This window comes from Methylobacterium carpenticola, assembly GCF_042748905.1.
GTDB lineage: Bacteria > Pseudomonadota > Alphaproteobacteria > Rhizobiales > Beijerinckiaceae > Methylobacterium > Methylobacterium carpenticola.
In genome coordinates this window covers 506979-529725 of record NZ_JBHZEO010000001.1, presented here as the reverse complement: position 1 = coordinate 529725, position 22747 = coordinate 506979, and the positions used below count along the sequence as shown (strand labels likewise).

Genomic DNA, 22747 nt, shown 5'->3' with positions numbered 1-22747 from the left:
GCGTCGCGTGGCGCATTCCCGGATACGCTCGGATGGACGAAAATCATTCCCACTCGATCGTGCCCGGGGGCTTCGAGGTGATGTCGTAGGTCACCCGGTTGATGCCCTTGACCTCGTTGATGATCCGGGTCGCGATGCGGCCCAGGAAGGCCATGTCGAAGGGGTAGAAATCCGCCGTCATGCCATCGACCGAGGTCACGGCGCGCAGGGCGCAGACGTGGTCGTAGGTGCGCCCGTCACCCATCACGCCCACCGTCTTCACCGGCAGGATCACCGCGAAGGCCTGCCAGATCGTGTCGTAGAGGCCCGCCTTGCGGATCTCCTCCAGGTAGATCGCGTCGGCCTTGCGCAGGGCGTCGAGCTTCTCGGGCGTGATCTCGCCCGGGCAGCGGATGGCGAGGCCCGGCCCCGGGAAGGGGTGGCGGCCCACGAAGGCCTCCGGCAGGCCGAGTTCGCGGCCGAGCACCCGCACCTCGTCCTTGAACAGCTCGCGCAGGGGCTCCACGAGCTTCATGTTCATGCGCTCGGGCAGGCCGCCGACATTGTGGTGGCTCTTGATCGTCACCGAGGGGCCGCCCGTGAAGGACACGCTCTCGATCACGTCCGGATAGAGCGTGCCCTGCGCCAGGAACGCCGCGCCGCCGATCGTCTTCGCCTCGGCCTCGAACACGTCGATGAACAGGCGCCCGATCGTCTTGCGCTTCACCTCCGGGTCGGTGACCCCGGCGAGTTCGCCCAGGAACAGGTCCTGCGCCTGCACGTGGACGAGGGGGATGTTGTAGTGGTCGCGGAACAGCCGCACCACCTCCTCGGCCTCGCCCATGCGCAGCAGGCCGTGATCCACGAACACGCAGGTGAGCTGCTCGCCGATCGCCTCGTGGATCAGCACCGCCGCCACCGCCGAATCGACGCCGCCCGAGAGGCCGCACAGCACCTTCTCGGAGCCGACCTGCTGGCGGATGCGCTCGATCGCCTCCTCGCGGAAGGCGCGCATCGACCAGTCGCCCGAGCAGCCCGCGATGTCGCGCACGAAGTTGCGCAGCAGGAGCGCCCCGTGGGGGGTGTGGGCCACCTCGGGGTGGAACTGCACCGCGTAGAAGTGGCGCGCCTCGTCGGCCACCGCCGCGAAGGGCGCGTTCGGCGAGATCGCGATGGTGGAGAAGCCGTCCGGCAGCTTCGTCACCCGGTCGCCGTGGCTCATCCAGACCGGATATTTCTCGCCGACGTGCCAGATGCCCTTGAACAGGGCCGAATCGGCGATGACCTCGATCTCGGCCCGGCCGAACTCGGCGTGGTGCCCGCCCTCGACCTCGCCGCCGAGCTGGGCCGCCATGGTCTGCTCGCCGTAGCAGATGCCGAGCACCGGCACGCCCGCCTCGAACACGCTCTGGGGTGCGCGGGGCGAGGTCTCGATCGTGACGGATTCGGGCCCGCCCGACAGGATCACCGCCCGCGGCTTCATCGCCTTGAAGGCGGCTTCCGCGGATTGATAGGGCACGATCTCGGAATAGACCCCCTCCTCCCGCACCCGGCGGGCGATGAGCTGGGTCACCTGGCTCCCGAAATCGATGATCAGGATCTTGTCGTGCTCGGCCGTCATGGCTCGTGAGTTAGACGAGCCGGGCCCCCAGCGCAACGCGGGGCGCGCGTCAAGCCACCGTCATCCGTCACGGATGGGTGATCGCAGAACGTGTTAACCGCACATTCACTACCGGAGAGCGAGAGGAGGCGCCCCGACAGCCTCAAGACAGGAATCTCCCATGAGAACCATCGTCCTCGGCCTCGCCACGGTGATCGGCGCCGCCACGCTCGCGGCCGCTCCGGCCTCCGCCCTTCCCGTCTCCGGCCTCTCCGCCGTCGCGCCCGATGCCGGGATCACGCAGGCGCAGTACGTCGAGCGCCGCGTCGTCCGCCGGGGCCCGCGCTGCACGGTGGTGGTCAAGAAGCGCCGGGGTCCCTTCGGCCGGGTCGTCGTGACCCGCGAGCGCCGCTGCTTCTGACCACGTCATCACGGGAATGGTCCTGCGGGACCATTCCTATCCCCTGACGAAACCCCGCCGCCGGGCCCAGGCGTAGAACAGGCCGGGCCACGCCGCCGCGGGGGTGCCCGGGACGCCGAGGGCGAAGCCGTGGCCGCCGCGCTCGAACAGGTGCATCTCCGCCGGCACGTCGGCGGCGCGCAGGGCGCCGTACATCAGCAGGCAATTGTCCACCACCGCGACCGGGTCGTCCGCCGCCTGGGCCAGGAAGGTCGGCGGCGATTGCGACCGCACGTGCAATTCCACCGAATAGGCGTTGGAGGCGAAGCGCGTCGGCCGCTCGCCCACCAGCACGCGCCGGCTCGACGTGCGGTCGAAGGGCGGGCGCAGCGTGATGACCGGGTAGATCAGCGCCGCGAGGTCGGGCCGGGCCGAGAGCGCGTCGTCCTCGTCCACCGGCTCGTAGAGCGGCGACCCGAAGCGCACGGTGGCCGAGCCCATCAGGTGCCCGCCCGCCGAGAAGCCGAGCACGGCGATGCGGCCGGGCTCGTAGCCGTAGCGCGGGGCCCGCGCCCGCACGAGGCGGATCGCCCGCTGCACGTCCTGGATCGGCGCGTCGGCCCCCGCCGCCCAGCCCTCGCCCGGCAGGCGATAGACGAACACGAAGGCGGTGACGCCCTGCCCGGCCAGCCAGCGGGCGGTGGGAAGGGCCTCGTGCCCGATATCGATGCGCCGGTAGCCGCCGCCCGCGGCGATGAGCATCGCGGTCCCGTTCGGACGGGCCGGCCGCACCACCATCAGGCAGGGCCGCGCCACGCTCTGGATCACGCCCTCGCGGCTCTCGTCGAAGGCCTGGCCATCGAGGTCGGGACCGCCGCCGCCCGGCGGCATGCCGGGCCAGAGGGAGATCGTCTCGAGATCGGCCCCGGGCCGGACCGGGGCGGTCTCGGGCGGCGCGGGGGTCGTTCCCGCAGCCGGAGGAGCCGGAGCGGCCTCCGGCGCGGTCTGCGCCGCCGCGGGGCGCGCGAACGGGAGGGCGGCCGCTCCCGTGAGCAACGTCCTGCGATGGAGCGGCATGTCCGGTCGGTCCGAGATCTCTCCTGCCCCTCAACCATCGGGACGGCGACTTGTCCAGTCACCGATCGGCGAATGATGCTGAGGTCATCGACGCCACGTAGAACCCGTCCGTTCCGGTCCGGCCGGGCGTCAGCTGCACGCCGTGATCCGTCCGGCGCACGACCGTCGCGAGGGCGGGATCGAGGGCGAGAGGCCGCACGGCGATCCCCGGCCGCCGGGCCAGCAGGCCGGCCACCGCCGCGTCGTTCTCCTCCGGCAGCAGCGAGCAGGTGACGTAGACGAGGCGCCCGCCGGGCTTCAGCAGCCGCGCGGCACGGTCGAGGACGCTGGTCTGGTCCGCCTGCCGCGTCGCGAGGCTGCCCGGCCGCAGGCGCCACTTGGCGTCGGGGTTGCGGCGCCACGTGCCGGAGCCCGTGCAGGGCGCGTCCACGAGGACGAGGTCGGCTTGGCCCGCGAGGTCCGCCAGCACGTCCGGTGCGGCGCGGCCGCCGCGGGGCGTGCGCACCTCGGCCACGGCCCCCGCCCGGCGCAGGCGCTCGTGGATCGGCGCGAGGCGGCGGGGATCGCCGTCCGTGGCGACGAGCCGGCCCCGGTTCTTCATCATGGCGGCGAGCGCCAGGGTCTTGCCGCCGCCGCCCGCGCAGAGGTCGATCACCGTCTCGCCGGGTGCTGCGCCCGACAGGAGGGCGGCGAGCTGCGAGCCCTCGTCCTGGATCTCGAACAGGCCCTCGAGGAATTCCGGCTCCACGTGCAGGGCCGGGCCGCGTCCGTCCTCGGGCACCGGCACCCGCAGACCGTGCGGCGCGTGCGGGGTGGGAGCCGGGTCGAGATGGGCGAGCGCCGCCTGCACCCGCGCGCGGTCGGCCTTCAGGGTGTTGGCGCGGATGTCGAGGGGGGCGCGGCGGGCCAGGGCCTTCAGCTCCGGCAGAAGGTCCTCGCCGAGGATCCGCACCAGCGAGGGCAGCACCCATTCGGGCACGTCGCCCGCCACGTGGAGCGGCGCGTCGGCCAGGGTCGCGGTGTCGAGCCGCGTCCGCTCGGCCTCGGTGAGGGGATCGGGCGCGAAGCGCTCGCCCGTGAACAGGCCCGCGATGGTCTGGCCGGCGAGCCCGCGCTGAAGGCGCAGGGAGCCGATCAGCACCGCGCGGGGCGTCTCGTCTCCCATGATCCAGGCGGCCGAGGCCCGACGGCGCAGGGCGTCGTAGACGAGGCTCGCGATGGCGGCCCGGTCGCCCGACCCCGCGAAGCGGTGGGCGAGACCCCAATCCTTGAGGGCGTCGGCGACGGGGCGGCGACGCGCGGCGATGTCGGCCAGGACCTCGATGGCGGCCGAGAGGCGGGCGGCGGGCGTCATCGCGAAACGGCCATGCTCGTGCCGGCGAATCGACCCGCCACGGCCAAGCTTTGGGCCCGTTGCGCGGGGACACCCGCGAGGTGCCGCGTGCACGTCCGGAGCCTTGAATCCATGTCGCCCTTCACCTCGCTCACCCTCGCTGGCCTCCTTGCTCTCACCCTCGCCGCCTGCGCCACGGCGCCGGCCGCCACGCCCGACCTCACGCCCCCGCCGCCCCGGCCCTACGACGCCAAGACCCAGCTCGAATACGGCGCCCCGCCGCCGCGCGCCCCGCGCTACTGATCCGCCCGCATCCTCCTCACGCCACCGGCGCGAGGAGGATGCGCACCGCGAAGACGACCCACATCGCCATCAGCACCAGGGCGCCCGCGAGGAAGATGCGGAAGCGCAGCATCAGCGGGTTGGTGGTGGCGTAGACGAAGGCGTGGGCGATCCGCGTCAGCACGAACGCCCAGGCCATGATCACGAAGACGAGGTCGGCCTTGCGCGTGAGGACCGCGAAGGCGGTCAGGGCGTAGAACAGGACCGGCAGCTCGAACTGGTTCGCGAAGGCGTTCGCCACCTGCTGGGCGGGTGCCGGCCAGTTGCGCTCGCCCATGGCGATCCTCTCGACCTTGACGGCCCCGGCCCGGGCCGCCGCGAAGCGCGCCCGCCCGGTCCAGATCAGGAGCCCGAAGGTCAGCAGGACCTGGACGAAGACGGGGGCGAGGACGGAGGGGAGGCTCATGGGATGGTCGGGTCCGCGGTACCGGGATCGCGCCGGTCCCGCAGGAGGATCACACGGGATCGCCAGGGCGTGGCAGCGAGCGAAGCGGCGAGCCGCCTCGGCCCCGCCCTGTTCGCGCGGCGAACCTCATCGATCGTGAGATTGTCGCGCCGACAATGTCGAACCAGAACCTCGCCGATTTCGCCGAGCCCACGCTCCGGACTCATCAGCACGTCCGATGACGGGAAAAGCGCGAGCGCCTGACGGGAATCCGGTTCTGCGACGAACCGCGTCACCGCGACACGCGCGTCAACGATGATCATACGGCGTCACGCATCCGGCGGATGATGTCGGTGCTCTCCTCGACCGGCCCCTTCGTCCGGGCGCGGATGCTGTCGGCCACCGCGACCCGGCCCTCCCCATCGTGGAGGAGGCCGAGCCGGATCAGGTCGCGGACGACCTCATCCACCGTCTTGTTCGTCACCCCGGCCTGAGGGGCGATCGGATCGGAGACGGCCTCGTCGAGGTCCCGGATCGTCAGGTCTGGCATCGGTCCCCCGCTCAGGTCCGGCTCGGGTAGTTCGGGCTCTCGCGGGTGATGGTCACGTCGTGGACGTGGCTCTCGCGCAGGCCCGCATTGGTGATGCGGATGAACTGCGCCCGCTCGCGGAAGGCCACCAGATCCTCGGCGCCGACATAGCCCATCGCCGCCCGCAGGCCGCCGACGAGCTGGTGCAGCACCGCCGCCACCGGGCCCTTGTAGGGCACCTGCCCCTCGATGCCCTCCGGCACCAGCTTGTGGGTGTCGCTGACCTCGGCCTGGAAGTAGCGGTCGGCCGAGCCGCGCGCCATGGCGCCCACCGAGCCCATGCCGCGGTAGCTCTTGTAGGAGCGGCCCTGGTAGAGGAACACCTCGCCCGGCGCCTCGTCGGTGCCGGCGAGGAGCGAACCCAGCATCGCCACCGAGGCGCCGGCCGCCAGCGCCTTGGCGAGGTCGCCCGAATACTTGATGCCGCCATCCGCGATCACCGGCACGTCGGCGTCGGAGGCCGCCTCCACCGCCTCCATGATCGCGGTGAGCTGGGGCACGCCGACGCCCGCGACGATGCGGGTGGTGCAGATCGAGCCCGGGCCGATGCCGATCTTGATCGCGTCGGCGCCCGCGTCGATGAGGGCCTGGGCGCCCTCGCGGGTCGCCACGTTGCCGGCGATCACCTGCACGGCGTTCGACAGCGTCTTCACCCGGCGCACGCTCTCCAGCACCTTGGCGGAATGGCCGTGGGCGGTGTCGACCACGATCACGTCGCAGCCCGCGTCGATCAGGCGCTCGGCCCGCTCGAAGCCGCCCTCGCCCGTCGTGGTGGCGGCGGCGACGCGCAGGCGGCCCTGCTCGTCCTTGACCGCGTGCGGGTAGGCGACCTGCTTCTCGATGTCCTTGACGGTGATGAGGCCGATGCAGCGGTAGTGGTCGTCCACCACGAGCAGCTTCTCGATCCGGAATTGGTGCAGCAGGCGCTTGGCCTCGTCCTGCGTCACGCCCTCGCGCACGGTGATCAGCCGGTCGCGGGTCATCAATTCGGCGATCGGCTGGCTCGGATCGGTGGCGAACCGCGTGTCGCGGTTCGTCAGGATGCCGACGAGCTTGCCCTTCGAGCCGTTCGGGCCGCGCTCCACCACCGGGATGCCCGAGATGCCGTTCTGGCGCATCAGCTGGTGGGCGTCCGCCAGGGTCTCGTCCGGATGGATGGTGATCGGGTTGAGCACCATGCCGGATTCGTACTTCTTGACCTGCCGCACCTGCTCGGCCTGCTCGTGCGGCTCGAGGTTGCGGTGGATCACGCCGAGGCCGCCGTTCTGCGCCATGGCGATGGCCATGCGGGCCTCGGTCACCGTGTCCATCGCCGAGGCGATGATCGGCAGGTTGAGCTTGATGGTGCGGGTGAGCCGGGTGTGGACCGCGACCTCGGCGGGCATCACCGAGGAGGCGGCGGGCCGCAGCAGAACGTCGTCGAAGGTCAGGCCCTCGATGATGCTGTCGGCAACGATGCGGGCCATGGACCAACTCCTGATGCGGGATGAGGCCGGGCGCCTCAGCGGCCCAGCCTTTCAACGAGTTGGCACCGGCCGATAGCATGCGTCCGTGACAGTCGCAAAGCATGTTCGCGCGAGCATGCATTTCCCGCATCCCGCTCCCGTGCGGGACGCAGGGGAACGGGCGCAGCGTCGGCGGGGCGCGTCCTACTTCTGGCCCTGGTTCGCCTTGTTCGCGTTGTGGTGGCCGATGGCGCAGCCGGCCGCCGCGCCGGCCTTGCCGTGGCCGGCCGCGGCCCCGGCCGCGCCGCCGACCGCCGCCCCCTTGAGGCAGCCCTTGGCCTCGGCCCCGCCCGCGGCGAGGAGCGGGGCGGCGACGAGCGCCGCGACGAGCAGGATCTTGGTTTGCAGGATCTTGATTTGCAGGATCTTGGATCGCATGACGGGTCTCCTCATCTCGAAGGCTCCCGGGCCGGAGCGGATGCCGGTTCGGCCTCGGCGAGCGCGGACTTGAGGGAGCCCGATCGGATCGGGCCGGGCTCCTGCGCGCCGCATCCAACGGCCTCGGGCCGCCCGGCGTTCCGCTTGACGCCCGGACAGGGCCGGAGGAAACGGTTCCATCCCGCTGCGAACCGGCCGGCCGATGACGACACCGCCCCCGTCCCTCCCGGCCCGGCGCGACGGCGCCGCCCCGCGCGTCGCGGAGGTGTTCTCCGCCTTCCTCGGCCTCGGCCTGACCTCCTTCGGCGGCCCGATCGCCCATCTCGGCTATTTCCGCGAGGCTTTCGTCGTCCGGCGCCGCTGGATCGAGGAGGCCGCCTACGCGGATCTCGTCGCCCTGTGCCAGTTCCTGCCCGGCCCCGCATCGAGCCAGGTCGGGTTCGCCCTCGGGGTGCTGCGCGGCGGCGGCCTCCTCGGGGGCTTGGCGGCCTGGGCCGGCTTCACGCTGCCCTCCGCCCTCCTGCTCGCGGCGCTCGCCCTCGGGGCGGGAGCGGCGCCGGGGCCGCTCGCCGCCGGGATCCTGCATGGACTGAAACTCGTCGCGGTGGCGGTGGTGGCCCAGGCGGTCTGGGGCATGGCCCGCAGCCTCGCCCCGGACCGGCCGCGGGCCGGCCTCGCCCTCGCCGCGCTCTGGCTCGTCGTCCTGGCGCCCGGCGCCGGCGGGCAGATCGGGGCCATCGCGCTCGGCGCGACGGGTGGCCTCGCGCTCTGCCGCGGCCCCGCCATGCCGGCTGGCCGCTCCGCCGTCTTTCCGGTCTCGCGCCGGACCGGGCTCGTGGCGCTCGCGCTCCTCCTCGCCCTCTTCGCCCTCCCCTCCGGGTTTCCCGCCGGGAGCACCGAGGCGCAGGGGCTCGCCGTGTTCGACGCCTTCTACCGCTCGGGCGCCCTGGTCTTCGGGGGCGGGCACGTGGTGCTGCCCCTGCTCCAATCCACCCTCGTCGCGCCGGGTTTCGTGACGGCCGACGCCTTCCTCGCCGGCTACGGCGCCGCGCAGGCGGTGCCGGGGCCGCTCTTCACCGTCGCGGCCTTCCTCGGATGCGTGGTGCAGGGGACGCCGAGCGGGCTTCCCGGCGCAGCCCTCGCCCTGGTGGCGATCTTCCTGCCGGGGCTGCTCATCCTGCTCGCCGCCCTGCCGTTCTGGGACGCCCTGCGGGCGCGGCCGGCCGCGCAGGCGGCGATGCGGGGCACCAACGCCGCCGTGGTGGGGATCCTGGCCGCCGCCCTCTACGACCCGGTCTGGACGAGCGCCGTCCATTCCTCCCGCGACATGGCCGTGGCGGCGACGGCCTTCGGGCTCCTCACCGCCGGCCGCGCGCCGCCCTGGCTCGTCGTCCTCGCGACGGCGGCCGCAGGGGCCGCCCTCGCCTGAACGCCATCCGCCGGAGCGGTGGCCGCTCCGGCGGATGATCGAGAAACGAGACGCCCCGGCAGGATCGCCTTCAGCCAAGGCCGCCGGGCAATTCCGCCTCGGCAGTCCCGCCTCGGCAGTCCCGCCGGAGCCGCCCTCAGGCGGCCCGCACGGTGGCGAGGAAGCGGCCGACCTCGCTCGTCAGCAGCTCCGACTGGCGCGAGAGCTCGCCCGCCGCCGACAGGACCTGCGCCGCCGCAGCACCCGTCTCCTCGGCCGCGCCCGCCACGCCGGTGATCGTGACGGTGACCTCGCTCGTACCCGAGGCGGCCTGGGTCACGTTGCGCACGATCTCCTGGGTGGCCGCACCCTGCTCCTCCACCGCCGCCGCGATCCCGGTCGCCACGCCGTTGATCTCGCGGATCCGCCCGGTGATCGCCCCGATCGCCGAGACCGCCTGACCGGTCGCCTCCTGGATCTGCGCGATCTGGCCCGAGATCTCGTTCGTCGCCCGCGCCGTCTGGCCGGCGAGTTCCTTGACCTCGGCGGCGACCACCGCGAAGCCGCGCCCCGCCTCCCCGGCCCGCGCCGCCTCGATGGTGGCGTTGAGCGCCAGAAGGTTGGTCTGGCCGGCGATGGAGGAGATCAGCCCGACCACGTCGCCGATGCGGTTCGCTGCATGGCTGAGCTGCTGGACGAGGGCGGCGGTGCGGTCGGCCTCGCCGACCGCGGCCTGGGCGAGGTCGGCCGAGCCCGAGACCTGCCGGCCGATCTCCTGCACGGAGGCGCCGAGTTCCTCGGCCGCCGCCGCGACCGTGCCGACGTTGGAGGCCGCCTCCTCGGCCGCCGCCGCGACGCTGGCGGATTGCGCCGCCGTCTCGGTGGCGGTGGCGGTCATGGTCTGGGCGGTGGCCTGCAGCTCGGTGGCGGAGGCGGAGACCAACCCCACGACCCCGCCGATCGCGCGCTCGAACCCGTCGGCGAGTTCCAGCATGGCGTGGCGGCGGGCCTCGGCGGCGGCCTCGTCGGCGATGCGCTTGCGCTCGGCCTCCTCGGCGGTCTTCTGCGCCACCAGGGCCTTGATGCCCTCGACGGCCCTGCCCACGGTTCCGATCTCGTCGCCGCGCCGGGCCTCGGCGATCTCGGCGTCGATCTCGCCGGCCGCCATGCGCTGGAGCACGCCGACGAGGCGGCGGAGCGGCCGCATGATCCCGACCATCGCCATCGTGACGGCACCGAGCACGCCGGCGAGGAGCCCGAGCGCGCTGAAGGCGATCAGGTTGAACCGGGTCGCGTTCGTCTCCTTGGTGAGCCTGTCGGAGTTCCCGTCCATCGCGGCCGCCACGTCGGCGTTGAGCGCGGTCCCGGCCGAGACCATGGCGCCGATGGTCGGATCGATGGCGCGGCGGAAGAGCGCGAGGGCCTGGGCGTTCTGGGAGGCGCCGATCAGCCGGCGCACCTCCTCCATGTCGTGCACGTACCGCGTGAGGCGGGCGCCCTGCTCGGCGATGCGGGCGGAGAAGTCCGGGGCCTGCTGGCGCAGGTCGGCCAGCACCGTCTCGACCCTGGGGAGCGCGGCGTCGAACCCGGCCCTCGCGCGAGCGGCCGCGTCGGCCTCCGTGTCCGTGATCAGGCGATAGGCATAGTAGTTGAGTTCGAAGGTCAGACGGTTGAGGCGCACGGCAGAGACCGTGGCCCGTGCGTCGCGTGCGATCAGCTGGGAATAGGCGTCGTCGATCGCCGCCATCCGCGCCTGCGCGTACCAGACGCAGCCCCCGACGACCAAGCCGATCATCAGGATCACGCTCAGCATCTTGTTGAGAATTCCGACATTCGCAAGTCTGAACATGGCCACTTCCGCGCGGTTTATTTCTGAATTGTAAGTAGCATTACACAGTAAAATATGACTTAAACCCTGCGTCAGAATGGCAACCCGGAGAGGATGATCGAGCGTCGCGGCGTCGCAGGCCGGCCCGCGCGGATGGTTGGCCCTGCGGAGGCGGCCGGGCTATCGTCGCGGCCGATGCGGCCTTCCCTGCAGGACGACGCTATCCCGATGACGGCAGACGCTTCCACCGCCCCGCGCGACGAGGATCCGCGCCTCGCGGCCCTTCCGGTGCATGACGGCCGGAAATTCGCGGACACGGTCGATCTCGTGGGCGAGGATACGGCCAAGCGCCTGCTCGGCCGGCTGATCGAGCAGCTGGAGGCCGCGTTCCGGACCGGCGAGGACCGCGCCGCGACCGCCCGGGAGGCGCACGCGCTGATCTCGACCTGCGGGCTCCTCGGCTGCGACCGGCTGTCGGAGGCCTGCCGCGACCTTGAGGAGGCCGCCCTGGCCGGCCTCGACCTGGAGACGCGCCTGCCCGCGGCACGGCGGATCCGCGACCTCACCGCGGCGGCACTCCTCCCGCTCCGGGGGTGAGCCATGGATCCGTCGCGCCAGGTCGCCCGGGCGGCGGCGTCACGGCCCGCGCGGCTCGCTCCCGAGCGTCCGGTCGAAGAAGGCCGCGATCTCCCCGAAGACCTCGCGCGTCTCGGGGGCGTCCGGGTTGAACAGGTACTGGGCGTGGCTCATGCCCTCGAAGACCTGCAGGGAGGCCTCCACGCCGGCTTGGCGCAGCTTGCGGTGGGTGCGGACCGTGTTCGAGAGGAACAGGTCGCGGGTGCCGGTGGTGAGGATGGTGGGCGGCAGGCCGCGGAAATCCCCGTAGATGGGCGAGAGCTGCGGGTCCTTCAGGTCGTGCCCGCCCGCATAGAGCCGGGCGGCGTGCGTGAGGTAGCCCTCGTAGGAGACCAGCACGTTGTCGAGCCACTCGTTGGCCTTGTAGCTGTCGCCGGTCTCGGTGAGGTCGGACCAGGGCGTGCCGGGGGCGATCGCGGCGGGGAGCGTCACGCCCTCCTGCCTGGCGCGCAGCATCAGGGCGAGGGTCATGGCGCCCCCGGTCGAGGTGCCGAACACCGCCATGTTCTCCGGGCGCTGCAGGGTGAGCGCCGCCTTCCACACCGCCATGGCGTCGTCCATGGCCGCCGGGAAGGGCGCGTCCGGGGGCATGCGGTAATCGAAGGAGATGACGGTGAAGCCGCCGAAGGCGGCCATCAGCACGGCCTCGACCGTGCCGGCCTCGCCCGGATTGTAGACGTAGCCGCCGCCGTGGATGTGGACCAGCAGGCGGTTGCGGTTGCGCGCGGGCACCTCCCGGGGGGCGATGATCCAGGCCTTCACCCCGCCGATCACCTCCGGCGTCGAGACGACGCCGAGCCGTTCGCGCAGGGCCGGCAGGGGCTCGGCGGTCTGCGCGGCGAGGCGGCCGACCAGGGCCGTCCACTCGGCTGCGCTATCCGGGTTGGCGTTCCAGGCCGGAGCCCGGTAGGGCGCGGCGATGGCTGCCTGGAATTCGGGGCTCACCGTGCCGGGCACCGGGATGCGCCGGGCCGGCACCGCGCGCGGGCCCGGCTTGGCATTGGCCGCGCTCTGCTCGGCCTCGAGCCGCGCGAAATCGGGAGCGTTCGCCGCCGGTGCGGGGGCTGGACCGGGGGTTTGGCCAAGAGTTTGGCCAAGAGTCTGACCATGAGCGGCAGGGGCCAGGCTCAGCAGCAGCAGGACGGCGGTCCGGCGGATCATGGCGGAGTCCTGGTCTCCCGAGAGCGTCGCTGCGGGCACGGCGCGCGACGCGGACGGACCGGGCACCAGGGACGAGCCACACAGGCACTGGCACGAATGCATGGCCCGGGCCAACCCGGCAAGGCCGATTCGGAGTTGCCCGGGTGCGGCCGCGACGAGCCGCCCTCCGGATCGACCGGCGGGGATCCTCCGGGGCGTCAGGCGCCGGCCGGCTTCCCGAGCCGCAGGGGCGAGCGGTCGTAGCCGTCGAGGAGGTCCTGCGGGTCGCGGTAGATCGCGAAGCAGCCCGCCGCGGCGAGATCCGCCTCCGGGAAGCCCCCGCACAGGAGCCCGATCGTCGCGAGGCCGGCCCGGCCGGCCGCCTCCGCATCGTAGGGCGAGTCGCCGATCATCACGGTGCTGCGGGCCGGGGGAGAGCCGAGCTTGGCGAGGGCGGCCTCGACGATGTCCGGCGCGGGCTTCGAGCGTTCCGCCTCGTCGGAATCGGTCGCCGCGTCCACGAGATCGGCCACGCCCGCGATCTCGGCGTAGCGCGCCACCTCGTCCGCCTTGCCCGAGGAGGCGAGTCCGAGGCGGTGCCCCTCCGCGCGCAGGCGCTCGAACAGGGCCCGCACGCCCGGGAAGGGCCGCAGATGCGGCAGGTATTCCCGCCGGAAGAGGTCCGCCCGGTGATGCTCGATGGCCTCGCCCTCGCGCGCGCGCCGCTCGGGCGGCACGAAGACCGGGAGGAGCTGGTCGCCGCCCTTGCCGATCTGGCTGCGGATCTCCCGGGCGGGAACCGGGATCCCGAACGCCGCGAAGCTCCGGGCCCAGGCCTCGGCATGCGCATCGACGCTGTCGAGGAGCGTTCCGTCGATATCGAAGATCACCGTGCGGATCATGGGTCGGAATCGCGGTCCTGAACGGCGTGTCGATCAGATCACGAACATCGCTCCGCGTCCCTCGTTCCCTTGAGCCGGACTGGTCTTCGCCCCGTTCGGCGGCTAGACGGAGCGGATGAGGGGACCGCCCGGCGCCGAGCGCGACGGACGATTTCGCAATAAGATCACGCGGGGAGACCGATGTTCGTCCTCACCAGAGCCGGGCTCGCCCGGACCAGCCTCGCCGTCGCGACCGCAGCGCTGCTCGGCGGCTGCATCAGCAACCCCCTCGGCCAGACCGGCGGCGTGCTGCCGGCGAACGATGTCGGCCCGCCGCCCTCGCTGCGGAGCGAGCTGCGCGCCCCGGCCCGCGGCACCGCGCCGGCCGATGCCGATCCGGATCAGGTCGTGGCGAACGCGCCGACGCGCCGCCTCAACGTGCCCGCCAATTCCCGGGCCGGCGGAGCGACCGCGGACAATCAGCCCCGGCGCATCCGCCGTGAGGATCTGGAGGATTACAGCCCGTCGCGCGGCGGCGGCGGCGGCAGTCTGGGACCGTCGATCGGCTCCGGCGGCTCGGTGGGCGTCGGCGGCCGGTTCTGATCACGCTTCGCCGAAGCGCTCACCGGTTCGGCGGGACCGATGCAAAAACAACGGCGCAAGCGGAACCACCCCCGGCGGTTCCGCCTCCCGGCCCGTCGCCTTTGGGCCGCCGGTTTCCGGCCCGGCCGGAAAGCCCGATCGGTGCGGAGCCGTGCCCCGCGCGTTCGCGGGAATCCGGCATCCACCGGTTCGGCGATCGCGCAGGCCATCGCCGAGGATCCCGCTTGCCGCCCGATCTTCGGCGCCGGCCCGGAGGCCCGGGCTCACGGAGCAGCCGTGGCGAGGAGGGCTGGCGTTCGGACCCGCCTCAATCCTTGGCGCTCGCGACGGACGGATCGGCCGGCCGCCGCCGTCGGCGCTGCTGGCCGAGACCCAGCGTCCGGGCGAGGTGCGAGCGCTGCTCCGAGTAGCTCGCCGACGTCATCGGGTAATCGTGGGGCAGGCCCCATTTCCGCCGATAGGTCTCGGGTGTGAGGCCGCGCATCGTCAGGTGGCGGCGCAGGGTCTTGTAGGGCTTGCCGTCCTCGAAACTGATCAGGGCGTCGTGACTGATCGAGCGCCGGATCTCTGCGGCCGTGGGCTTGTGCATGGGCTCGGCGGCCTTCACGGGCCGCTGGAGGTTGCTGATCGCCGCGTGAACCTCCTTGATCAGCTTCAAGAGGTCGTTCGTCTGCATGTGGTTGTTGGAGACGTAAGCCGAGATGACATCGGCCGTCAGCGTGACGGCGGAGCCGGGCTTCTGATTCTTATCGTCCATGCGGCTTGAGCCTTGGGGCTTATCGAGACACGAAAACGACTGCGTTCTATGTATTTGCGGTTGAAAAAACAACGGCAAATTCGACTTATTTCCAATATTCCGATTTTCCCGTACGTACACCGGTAGAGTATATGTTTTAGCGGTCTGCCGATGGAATTGTCCCTTGCGGGAATGGGAGGATATTCGAACATGGATCCGCGGGCCAGCTAAGCCATAAACACCGTTCATATGGTTGGTTGATACTGTGAGGGGCTGCACCGGCATTGGCATTTCAGATGACCCGCAGCCCATTCGCGGATCAGCTTGCGGGAACTGGCGCTGGGATGGACGGCGCAGCGAGGCCGGAGCCCGCGCAGCCGCGGCGCCGGCGAGCCGTCCCGGACACGAAAGCGGGCCGGACGAGGCCGCGACGCGGCACCCCGGCGGGTGGTGCGCGGCCGGCTCCGGGCAACCGGTCGCTCAGCTGCCGGGACTGAAGCCGATGGCAGTGATCATACGGTTTCCGGATGATCGCTTCGCGATGCGGAAACCGGCCTCGCTCAGGCGCCGCGCGGGCTCGTGATACGGTTTCCGAAAGTGATCGTCCGGAAACCGTATCAGGCGCAGGACCGCGACCACCAGAAGCGCCAGCCCGACCAGGGCCGGGCGCAGCCGGTTCGTGGTTCTCTCGGGTCGGTCGCTGGGAGGGGCCATCGGCAGCGCTCCTGCGGCGATGGCCCTGGCCCACCATGTCGCGGCCGCGGCGGGTTCGCGCGTCGGCGGCCGACCGGCCTATCCCGCCTTGTCCTCGGCGATGTAGTCGCGCCAGATCGCGCTGGCGCCGAGGCCCGCCGTGAAGGCGGCGTGCGCCGCGCGATCGGCATCGGTCAGGCGGCTGCGCACGCTGCGCGGCCCGTGCGCGGCCGGCCCGTCCTGGCTCGCCACCCGGACCGTGCCCGCCGCTTCGAGGGTCAGGCCGAGGCTGGTCTGCTTGCCGCCGAGAAGCTCGATATAGACCTCGGCCAGGATCTGCGCGTCGAGGAGCGCCCCGTGCTTGGTGCGGCGGGAATTGTCGATGCCGTAGCGGGCGCAGAGGGCGTCGAGGTTGTTGGCGGCGTTGGGATGCTTGCGCCGGGCGAGCGCCAGGGTGTCGACCACGCCGGCCAGATCGATGGGCCGCGGGCCCTTCTCGCCGAGCCGCGCGTATTCGGCGTTGAGGAAGCCCACGTCGAAGGCGGCGTTGTGGATCACGAAGGTGGCATCGCCGCAGAAGTCGAGGAAGTCCGGCAGGATCTGGGCGAAGAGCGGCTTGTCGGCCAGGAACGCGTCCGAGAGGCCGTGAACCGCGAACGCGCCCTGGGAGACCGGCCGCTGCGGGTTGACGTAGCGGTGGAACTCGCGCCCGGTCGGGATGTGGTTGAGGAGTTCGATGCCGCCGATCTCGATCAGCCGGTCAGTCTTCGCGTCGGTCCCGGTGGTCTCGGTGTCGAGCACGATCTCGCGCAGCATGCGGGCTCCCTCCGGCGCTGGTCAGGCATCCCTGGATAGGATCGATCGGTTAACCGGCCTACCCCGATCACCTCCCGGACGGCGGGCGGTGATCGGGCTCGCAGGCGGCGGACGATTCAAGCCTGCGGCCGGTCAGGGCCGCTGCGCCCGCCGGAGGACTTGTCCCGCCCGCACCGCCGCGATCAGCGCATCCACCTGCGCCTCGGCATGGGCGAAGCCCCGGCCGGTCTCGATCAGGGCATCCGCCCGGCGTCTCTTCTCGGCATCGGGCATCTGCTTGGCGAGGATCGCCGCGAAGGTCCCGGGCGTCATGCCGGGGCGGGCGAGCACCCGCTCGCGCTGGATCTCGGCCGGTGCGGTCACCACCGCGACCGCGTCGCAGCGGGCCTCGCCGCCGGTCTCGAACAGGAGCGGCACGTCGAGGACGGCGAGATCCGCCCCCGCATGGGCGGCAAGGAAGGCCTCCTCCTCCGCGCGCACCAGCGGGTGAACCAGAGCTTCGAGTTCGGCCATCCGGTCCGGCCGGTCGAGGACCGCGGCGCGCAGGCGGGTGCGGTCGACGGAGCCGTCCGGCGCGAGGGTGCCGGGGAAGGCCGCGCCGATGCGCGCCGCCGCGGCGCCGCCCGGCCCGTAAAGGGCGTGCACGCAGGCATCCGCGTCGTGGACGGGGACGCCGCGGGCGCGGAACATCGCCGCCGTCGCGCTCTTGCCCATGCCGATCGACCCGGTGAGGCCGAGGATGAACGGCCGGCTCACCGCCGCCCCTCGATATCCGCCACCACGAGGCCCCGCAGCTCCGGCGTGACCCGGGGCGTCACCCCGAACCAGCGCGCGAAGCCCGGCACCGCCTGGTGCAGCAGCATGCCGAGCCCGTCGACGGTGCGCAGCGCCCGCGCCCGCGCCGCCGCGAGAAGGGGCGTCTCCAGGGGCACGTAGACGATGTCGGCCACCGCCGCCCCGTCGGGAAGGGCCGCGAGATCGAGGTCGAGCCGTCCGGCCCCGGCCATGCCGAGGGAGGTGGTGTTGACGAGAAGGCCCGTCCCGCCGAGGAGGTCCGGCACCCGCTCCCAGGCCACCGCCTCGACGCGGGCGGAATCGAGGCCGCGCAGGGCCTCGGCCCGGGCGGGCGTGCGGTTGGCGATGCGCAGGTGCGGCAGCCCCCGCTCCAGGAGCCCGACCGCGATGGCCCGCGCCGCGCCCCCCGCCCCGAGGAGCGTCACCGTCCGCCCCGCCCCGATCCCGGTCGTCTCCGGCCAGTCGGCGCCGAGGGTGGCGTCGAGATGGGCGAGGAAGCCCGGCGCGTCGGTGTTGTCCCCGTGCAGGCGGCCCTCCGCGTCGAGGCTCAGGGTGTTCACGGCACCGATCCGTTCGGCCCGCGGCGTCATGGCGGCGACGAGGCGGAAGGCCGCCTCCTTGTGCGGGATGGTCACGTTGCCGCCGACGAAGCCCGCCCGGGGAAAGTCGCGCAGGAACTCCGCGAAGGAGGCGGGCGCCACGTCGACGCGCTCGTAGGAGCCGGGCAGCCCGTGGGTCGCGAGCCAGTGGCCGTGGATCAGCGGCGAGCGGGAATGCGCGATGGGGTGGCCGACCACGAAGGCCTTCGGCGCGGGATGGGTCATGGCTGGATCAGACGCTCAGGAGGTCCCGCGCGCGCAGGATCGCGAGGAGGGGCAGGAGCGGCAGGCCGAGGATGGTGGAATGGTCGCCCTCGATCCGCGCGAACAGGTGGATGCCGAGCCCTTCGAGCTGGTAGGCGCCGACGCTGGTGGTGACCGCCGGACCGGCCGCGGCGAGGTAGGCGCCGATCGCCGCCCCGTCGAGGGGACGCATCCGGAGCCGGGCGGTCTCGACGAAGCGCTCGACCACGTGGCCGCCGACCGCCACCGCGACGGCGGAATGCAGCGCGTGGGTGCGGCCCTGCAGGCGGGTCAGGTGGGCATGGGCCGCCGCGGCATCGGCCGGCTTGTGGAAGACGGTCCCGTCGAGATCGAGCACCTGATCGGCTCCGACCACGACGCGCCCGGGCGCCGTGCGCGCCACGGCCTCGCATTTCGCCGCCGCGAGGGCGAGGGCGAGATCGGCGGGGGCACCGCGATGCCCGGCCTCCAGCGCGCGCTCGTCGATGCCGGCCGCGCGCGTCTCGACGGGCAGGCCGGCGGCTTCGAGGAGGGCGCGCCGCGTCGCGCTCGCGGAGGCGAGGAGGAGCGGCGCCGGCCCGCGCCAGGGCGAGGCGGTCATGGGGTGGAACAGAAGACGATCATCCGGCCCTTCTGCCGGTTCCACCGGATTTCGCAAGATGGGCGCACGTCCGTGACGGCGCCCGGCCGGTCGCGGCGAGCCGCGCGCCCGCGCCGCCGTCAGGCCGCGAGATGCATCCGGCTCGCCGCGTCGCGCCGGAACGCCTCGGCCAGAGCCGCGCAGGCGGAGGCGATGTCGGTCGCGTCCCGCGTCGCCTGGGCCCGGGTGAGCCGGTTGTAGACGTCGAGCCAGTGAACGCCGGAGCGCACCACCGGCAGGCGCTCGCGCTCGACGAAGCGGCGCGCCTCCTCGACGGTGGTGAGGTCGCGCGGCAGCGAGGCCGCGTCGGCCGCGGTCAGGACGCTCGGGAGGGGCGTGGCGAGGAAGGTCATGGGCGACGGTTCCGCAGGCTGGATGATCGCCAGTAACCGCCCGGATCATGGCCGCGCGAGGGCAGCGTGGCCGTTCCAGCGCGCCGGCGCCGGCTCGACCGTTTTGGACGACCGTCCTAAAAGGATTTTGGGACGACTGACCAATCGCCGGCCGTCGGCGTCATGTTCGATCTCCCGCCTTCGATGGCCGGCATACACGCCAACGCACAGCGTCATGAGCAGCACGACGACGCGCGACCACATCGTTGAGGCAGACGATAATCTGTTCTATTGCAAAGGATACGAGCATACATCGTTCGCCGATATCGCTGCCGCCGTGCAGATATCGCGCGGCAACTTCTATTACTACTTCAGGAGCAAGGACGAGATCCTCAATGCGGTGATTGCCCTCCGGCTCGCCAAGACCGGCCGGATGCTGGAGCAATGGGAGGCGGCCGGGGAGGATCCGGCGGACCGGATCCGCTGCTTCATCCAGATCCTGATCATGAACCGGGCGAAGATCATGCTCTCCGGCTGCCCGGTCGGCACGCTCTGCACCAAGCTCGACCACGGCGCCCTCGGCGCGGCGCCGAGATCGTCACCCTGTTCCGCACCTGGCTGGCGCGGCAGTTCGGCCGTCTCGGCCGCGAGGCGGAGGCGGACGCCCTGGCGCGGCATCTGCTCGCCCGTAGCCAGGGCGTGGCGACGCTCGCCACGGCCTTCCGCGACGAAGACTTCATCCGCCGCGAGGTCGAGACCATGACCGCGTGGCTGAACGCCCAGATCTGACGGAGATGCCCCGAGGTTTCTCGTGCTGCTCAGGTTCTCCGCCAACCGGGCGCAGGCGCCACGCCACATGGAGGAGCACAGGGAGTGGATCCGGCGCGGCTTCGCGGACGGCGTGTTCCTCCTGACCGGGAGCCTGAAGCCGGATACCGGCGGCGGCGTCCTCGCCCATGGAACGTCCCTCGCCGATCTCCGGGCGAGGCTCCAGGACGATCCCTTCGTCGCGCAGGACGTGGCGAGCGCGGAGATCATCGAGATCGCGCCGAGCCGGACCGACGAGCGCCTCGCCTTCCTGATGGGATGACGGATGAGCGCGACGATCCCGGGTCCGGATGGGCGGCCGCACCGGAATTCGCCGCCTATCACGACACCGAATGGGGACGTCCCGTCGACGACCACCGGCTCTTCGAGACGCCGCCTTCAGGCAGGCCGTGGGCCTCATCAACGATCACGCCGAAGGCTGCGCGATCCGGGACGAGGTCGAACGAAGGCGAGCGGCCTTCCGCCGCCCCGGACGGGATTGAGGAGATCCTCGGAGCCTGTTCGACGGCTCTCAATCCGCGATGAACTTGAGCCGGTGCTCGCGGTGCAGCTCGACGATGGCGGCCGCCGTCTCCTCGATGGAGCGGCGCGTCACGTCGATCACCGGCCAGCGGTGCTTGGCGAAGAGCCGGCGCGAGGCCGCGACCTCGTTGGCCACCGCGTCCTTGTCGACGTAGGCGGTGGAATCGTCCGCCTTCAGGCTGAGGATGCGGTTCTGGCGGATCTGCACGATCCGCTCCGGCGAGGCGATCAGGCCGACGACCAGGGGCTTGCGCACCTGTTCCAGCCCCGGCGGCAGCGGCATGCCGGGCACCAGCGGGATGTTGGCGGTCTTGAGACCCCGGTTGGCGAGGTAGATCGAGGTCGGCGTCTTCGACGAGCGGCTGACGCCGAGCAGGATCACGTCCGCCTCGTCGAAATCGAGCGGCAGGTTGCCGTCGTCGTGGGCGAGCGTGAAGTTCATCGCGTCGATGCGCTTGAAGTACTCGGCGTTCAGCATGTGCTGCGCGCCCGGCCGGGCGGTCGAATGCGCGCCGAGATAGGATTGCAGCAGGCCGTGCACCGGCTGCAGCACCGACAGGTAGGGCGAGCCGGTGGCCCGGCAGGCCTCTTCCAGCCGCTCGGTGAGGTCCTGGCCGACCAGCGTGTAGAGGACGATGCCGGGCGCCTGCTCGATCTCGTTGATCACCCGCTCGAGCTGGGCCGCGGAGCGCACCAGCGGATAGACGTGCTCGATCGCCGAGACGCCCTCGTACTGCGCCGCCGCCGCGCGGCCGACATTGATCAGGGTCTCGCCCGTCGAATCCGAGACGAGATGAAGGTGGAAATAGCTGCGGACCACAATCCCTCCCCGGACGGGCCGACGCCCCGCCGCGGATTGTCCACCGCTGGCCGCCCGGGAGTCGATGAATGTGGATAATCCGCCCGTCGCGCCCGGTCCAGGCGAGGACCCGCGCGGATTGTCGACTCCGCCGTCAACAGGCCACAATCCGACCCGGGGCCGACAGCCGGCCGTGGGAGAATCCGGGACGCGGATCGCGATTCCCGCTCGCCATCGTGGGCAAGCTCCTCGCGACTCTCGCGATCCCTCGAAACTAGAGGCAATCCGTTAAAGGCCTCTTAACGCCGTGGCCGTGGGGACGGTCTGTGGACGCCGCGAATCCCTCGGGATTCGGGGGTCTAGAAAAAGAATCAGACTCTAAGAGTCTTATCTCTCTTTCTTTGAAGGGCTCCGCCGTGGATCGCGTGTCAGGGCTTCGGAGGCGGCAAGGGCTCGGCGGGGGAGGATGCGGAAGCGCCGCGCACGAGAGCGACGACGCGCCGGGCTGGCATCGGCCGGGCTCTGCCGTCATACGGGGCAGATCGAGGCTTCAGCGAAGAGAGGCGAGCGTGATGGGCGAGAGCGAGACCGGCGCGCAGGCGGCCCGGCCCGTCCTGCGGGTGCTGGGTGGCGAGGCCCTGTCGCCCCCACCCGCCTGGATGATGCGGCAGGCCGGCCGCTACCTGCCGGAATACCGGGAGCTGCGGGCGAAGGCCGGCTCCTTCCTCGACCTCTGCTACACGCCGGACTTCGCCACCGAGGTCACGCTGCAGCCGATCCGGCGCTTCGGCTTCGAGGCGGCGATCCTGTTCTCCGACATCCTCGTCGTGCCCCACGCCCTCGGCCAGGGCGTGCGCTTCGTCGAGGGCGAGGGGCCGCGCCTCGATGCCCTCGACGGCCGGGCGGCCTTCGCGGCCCTGCGCGAGGAGGGCGACGCCCGGGTGATGGAGCATCTCGCCCCGGTCTTCGAGACGGTGAGCCGCCTGCGCGCGGCGCTGCCGCGGGAGACGACGCTGCTCGGCTTCTGCGGCGCGCCCTGGACGGTGGCGAGCTACATGATCGGCGGGCGCGGCACGCCGGATCTCGCCCCGGCCCGGGACCTCGCCGCGCGCGAGCCCGCCCTCGTCACCGCGCTGATCGACCGGCTGGTCGCGGTCTCGATCGCCTATCTGGTGCGCCAGTTCGAGGCGGGAGCCGACGCGGTCCAGATCTTCGAGAGCCACGGCGGCACCCTGCCGGCCCTGCCCGCGGGCGAGGCGGGCGATGCCCTCGCCCGCTGGAGCCTCGGGCCCATCGCCCGCATCGTGGCGGGCATCCGGGCCCGGGTGCCGGGGGCCCGCATCATCGTGTTCCCGCGCGGCACGGGCCTCGACGGGCACGCCCGGGCGCTCGCCGAGACGGGTGCCGACGCGATCGGCGTCGATTGGGACGTGGACCTCGCCGCCCTGCGCGGGCGGCTGCCGGGGAACGCGGTCACCCAGGGCAACCTGCATCCCCGGACGCTGATCGCGGGCGGGGCCGAACTCGACGCGGCGGTGGACGCGATCCTGGCCGCCACGGCGGGCCTGCCCCACATCTTCAACCTCGGCCACGGCATCACGCCGGAGACGCCGATCCCCCATGTCGAGCGGATGCTGGCGCGCCTGCGCCGCTGACGCCC

26 protein-coding genes and 1 pseudogene are annotated in these 22747 nt (G+C 72.1%); 8 read left to right on the top strand and 19 right to left on the bottom strand.

The window, feature by feature from the left end; all coding sequences use genetic code 11:
• Positions 1-43: 43 nt before the first annotated feature.
• Entirely contained in the window at positions 44-1600 is a 1557-nt protein-coding gene (gene guaA / locus ACE101_RS02545; RefSeq protein ID WP_379125972.1) for a glutamine-hydrolyzing GMP synthase, read from the bottom strand.
• Positions 1601-1760: 160 nt separating this feature from the next.
• Here guaA and ACE101_RS02540 point away from each other — a divergent pair, with 160 nt between their 5' ends.
• On the top strand, positions 1761-2000 hold the full coding sequence (locus ACE101_RS02540) for a hypothetical protein (protein WP_379125971.1): 240 nt from the start codon (positions 1761-1763) through the stop codon (positions 1998-2000).
• A 36-nt stretch (positions 2001-2036) separates the two neighbouring features.
• On the opposite strand, the gene ACE101_RS02535 is transcribed toward ACE101_RS02540, so the two are convergent.
• Both ACE101_RS02535 and ACE101_RS02530 read right to left on the bottom strand, forming a co-directional pair.
• On the bottom strand, positions 2037-3056 hold the full coding sequence (locus ACE101_RS02535) for an alpha/beta hydrolase (protein WP_379125970.1): 1020 nt from the start codon (positions 3054-3056) through the stop codon (positions 2037-2039).
• A 58-nt stretch (positions 3057-3114) separates the two neighbouring features.
• The gene (locus ACE101_RS02530; RefSeq protein ID WP_379125969.1) at positions 3115-4410 is read right to left on the bottom strand and encodes an RsmB/NOP family class I SAM-dependent RNA methyltransferase; all 1296 of its coding nucleotides are present in this window, start codon (positions 4408-4410) and stop codon (positions 3115-3117) included.
• Positions 4411-4521: 111 nt separating this feature from the next.
• Between ACE101_RS02530 and ACE101_RS02525 the strand changes: the two genes are divergently transcribed.
• Positions 4522-4692, top strand: coding sequence for a hypothetical protein (locus ACE101_RS02525; protein ID WP_379125968.1), 171 nt, complete (start codon positions 4522-4524; stop codon positions 4690-4692).
• A 16-nt stretch (positions 4693-4708) separates the two neighbouring features.
• Here the strand turns inward: ACE101_RS02525 and ACE101_RS02520 are convergent, their stop codons facing one another.
• The 5 genes from ACE101_RS02520 to ACE101_RS02500 all read right to left on the bottom strand — a co-directional run bounded on the left by ACE101_RS02520 (position 4709) and on the right by ACE101_RS02500 (position 7588).
• Positions 4709-5137 (bottom strand): MAPEG family protein, encoded by a 429-nt coding sequence (locus tag ACE101_RS02520; RefSeq protein ID WP_379125967.1) that lies wholly within the window; start codon positions 5135-5137, stop codon positions 4709-4711.
• Complete coding sequence (locus tag ACE101_RS02515) at positions 5134-5439, bottom strand: hypothetical protein (RefSeq protein WP_379125966.1); 306 nt, start codon at positions 5437-5439, stop codon at positions 5134-5136. The genes ACE101_RS02520 and ACE101_RS02515 overlap by 4 nt, the downstream gene beginning before the upstream one ends.
• Positions 5436-5666: a hypothetical protein gene (locus ACE101_RS02510; RefSeq protein WP_379125965.1), complete on the bottom strand. Its 231-nt coding sequence runs from the start codon at positions 5664-5666 to the stop codon at positions 5436-5438. The genes ACE101_RS02515 and ACE101_RS02510 overlap by 4 nt, the downstream gene beginning before the upstream one ends.
• Before the next feature lie 11 nt (positions 5667-5677).
• Positions 5678-7171 carry an IMP dehydrogenase gene (gene guaB / locus ACE101_RS02505; RefSeq protein WP_379125964.1) on the bottom strand — a complete coding sequence of 498 codons (1494 nt, stop codon included), beginning with the start codon at positions 7169-7171 and terminating at the stop codon, positions 5678-5680.
• A gap of 183 nt (positions 7172-7354) precedes the next feature.
• The gene (locus tag ACE101_RS02500; RefSeq protein WP_379125963.1) at positions 7355-7588 is read right to left on the bottom strand and encodes a hypothetical protein; all 234 of its coding nucleotides are present in this window, start codon (positions 7586-7588) and stop codon (positions 7355-7357) included.
• 202 nt (positions 7589-7790) lie between these two features.
• Between ACE101_RS02500 and chrA the strand changes: the two genes are divergently transcribed.
• Positions 7791-9017, top strand: coding sequence for a chromate efflux transporter (gene chrA / locus ACE101_RS02495; protein WP_379125962.1), 1227 nt, complete (start codon positions 7791-7793; stop codon positions 9015-9017).
• 136 nt (positions 9018-9153) lie between these two features.
• Here chrA and ACE101_RS02490 read toward each other — a convergent pair whose 3' ends face one another.
• Positions 9154-10845: a methyl-accepting chemotaxis protein gene (locus tag ACE101_RS02490; RefSeq protein ID WP_379125961.1), complete on the bottom strand. Its 1692-nt coding sequence runs from the start codon at positions 10843-10845 to the stop codon at positions 9154-9156.
• A gap of 207 nt (positions 10846-11052) precedes the next feature.
• Here ACE101_RS02490 and ACE101_RS02485 point away from each other — a divergent pair, with 207 nt between their 5' ends.
• Positions 11053-11421 (top strand): Hpt domain-containing protein, encoded by a 369-nt coding sequence (locus tag ACE101_RS02485; RefSeq protein ID WP_379125960.1) that lies wholly within the window; start codon positions 11053-11055, stop codon positions 11419-11421.
• Between the two features lie 39 nt (positions 11422-11460).
• On the opposite strand, the gene ACE101_RS02480 is transcribed toward ACE101_RS02485, so the two are convergent.
• Together ACE101_RS02480 and ACE101_RS02475 are read right to left on the bottom strand one after the other, a co-directional pair.
• Positions 11461-12621, bottom strand: coding sequence for an alpha/beta hydrolase (locus ACE101_RS02480; protein ID WP_379125959.1), 1161 nt, complete (start codon positions 12619-12621; stop codon positions 11461-11463).
• A gap of 197 nt (positions 12622-12818) precedes the next feature.
• Positions 12819-13502, bottom strand: coding sequence for an HAD family hydrolase (locus ACE101_RS02475; protein ID WP_379125958.1), 684 nt, complete (start codon positions 13500-13502; stop codon positions 12819-12821).
• A 180-nt stretch (positions 13503-13682) separates the two neighbouring features.
• Here ACE101_RS02475 and ACE101_RS02470 point away from each other — a divergent pair, with 180 nt between their 5' ends.
• Positions 13683-14084, top strand: a complete 402-nt coding sequence (locus ACE101_RS02470; RefSeq protein ID WP_379125957.1) for a hypothetical protein — start codon at positions 13683-13685, stop codon at positions 14082-14084.
• A gap of 307 nt (positions 14085-14391) precedes the next feature.
• On the opposite strand, the gene ACE101_RS02465 is transcribed toward ACE101_RS02470, so the two are convergent.
• From ACE101_RS02465 to ACE101_RS02435, 7 genes are all read right to left on the bottom strand, one after another.
• Positions 14392-14841 (bottom strand): Ros/MucR family transcriptional regulator, encoded by a 450-nt coding sequence (locus ACE101_RS02465; protein ID WP_379125956.1) that lies wholly within the window; start codon positions 14839-14841, stop codon positions 14392-14394.
• A gap of 459 nt (positions 14842-15300) precedes the next feature.
• Positions 15301-15534: a hypothetical protein gene (locus tag ACE101_RS02460; protein WP_379125955.1), complete on the bottom strand. Its 234-nt coding sequence runs from the start codon at positions 15532-15534 to the stop codon at positions 15301-15303.
• A 78-nt stretch (positions 15535-15612) separates the two neighbouring features.
• Positions 15613-16329, bottom strand: coding sequence for a DNA polymerase III subunit epsilon (gene dnaQ, locus ACE101_RS02455; RefSeq protein ID WP_379125954.1), 717 nt, complete (start codon positions 16327-16329; stop codon positions 15613-15615).
• 132 nt (positions 16330-16461) lie between these two features.
• Positions 16462-17085 (bottom strand): dephospho-CoA kinase, encoded by a 624-nt coding sequence (gene coaE, locus ACE101_RS02450; protein WP_379125953.1) that lies wholly within the window; start codon positions 17083-17085, stop codon positions 16462-16464.
• Complete coding sequence (locus ACE101_RS02445; RefSeq protein WP_379125952.1) at positions 17082-17948, bottom strand: shikimate dehydrogenase; 867 nt, start codon at positions 17946-17948, stop codon at positions 17082-17084. The genes coaE and ACE101_RS02445 overlap by 4 nt, the downstream gene beginning before the upstream one ends.
• A 7-nt stretch (positions 17949-17955) precedes the next feature.
• Entirely contained in the window at positions 17956-18567 is a 612-nt protein-coding gene (locus tag ACE101_RS02440) for a Maf family protein (protein WP_379125951.1), read from the bottom strand.
• A gap of 119 nt (positions 18568-18686) precedes the next feature.
• Positions 18687-18959: a hypothetical protein gene (locus ACE101_RS02435; protein ID WP_379125949.1), complete on the bottom strand. Its 273-nt coding sequence runs from the start codon at positions 18957-18959 to the stop codon at positions 18687-18689.
• A 214-nt stretch (positions 18960-19173) separates the two neighbouring features.
• On the opposite strand from ACE101_RS02435, the pseudogene ACE101_RS02430 reads away from it, so the two are divergent.
• Both ACE101_RS02430 and ACE101_RS02425 read left to right on the top strand, forming a co-directional pair.
• Positions 19174-19727: pseudogene (locus tag ACE101_RS02430) on the top strand (TetR/AcrR family transcriptional regulator).
• 22 nt (positions 19728-19749) lie between these two features.
• On the top strand, positions 19750-20028 hold the full coding sequence (locus tag ACE101_RS02425) for a YciI family protein (RefSeq protein WP_379125948.1): 279 nt from the start codon (positions 19750-19752) through the stop codon (positions 20026-20028).
• A 249-nt stretch (positions 20029-20277) separates the two neighbouring features.
• Here ACE101_RS02425 and ACE101_RS02420 read toward each other — a convergent pair whose 3' ends face one another.
• The gene (locus tag ACE101_RS02420; protein WP_379125947.1) at positions 20278-21108 is read right to left on the bottom strand and encodes a pyruvate, water dikinase regulatory protein; all 831 of its coding nucleotides are present in this window, start codon (positions 21106-21108) and stop codon (positions 20278-20280) included.
• Positions 21109-21659: 551 nt separating this feature from the next.
• Between ACE101_RS02420 and hemE the strand changes: the two genes are divergently transcribed.
• Positions 21660-22742, top strand: a complete 1083-nt coding sequence (hemE, locus tag ACE101_RS02415; RefSeq protein WP_379125946.1) for a uroporphyrinogen decarboxylase — start codon at positions 21660-21662, stop codon at positions 22740-22742.
• Positions 22743-22747: the final 5 nt, after the last annotated feature.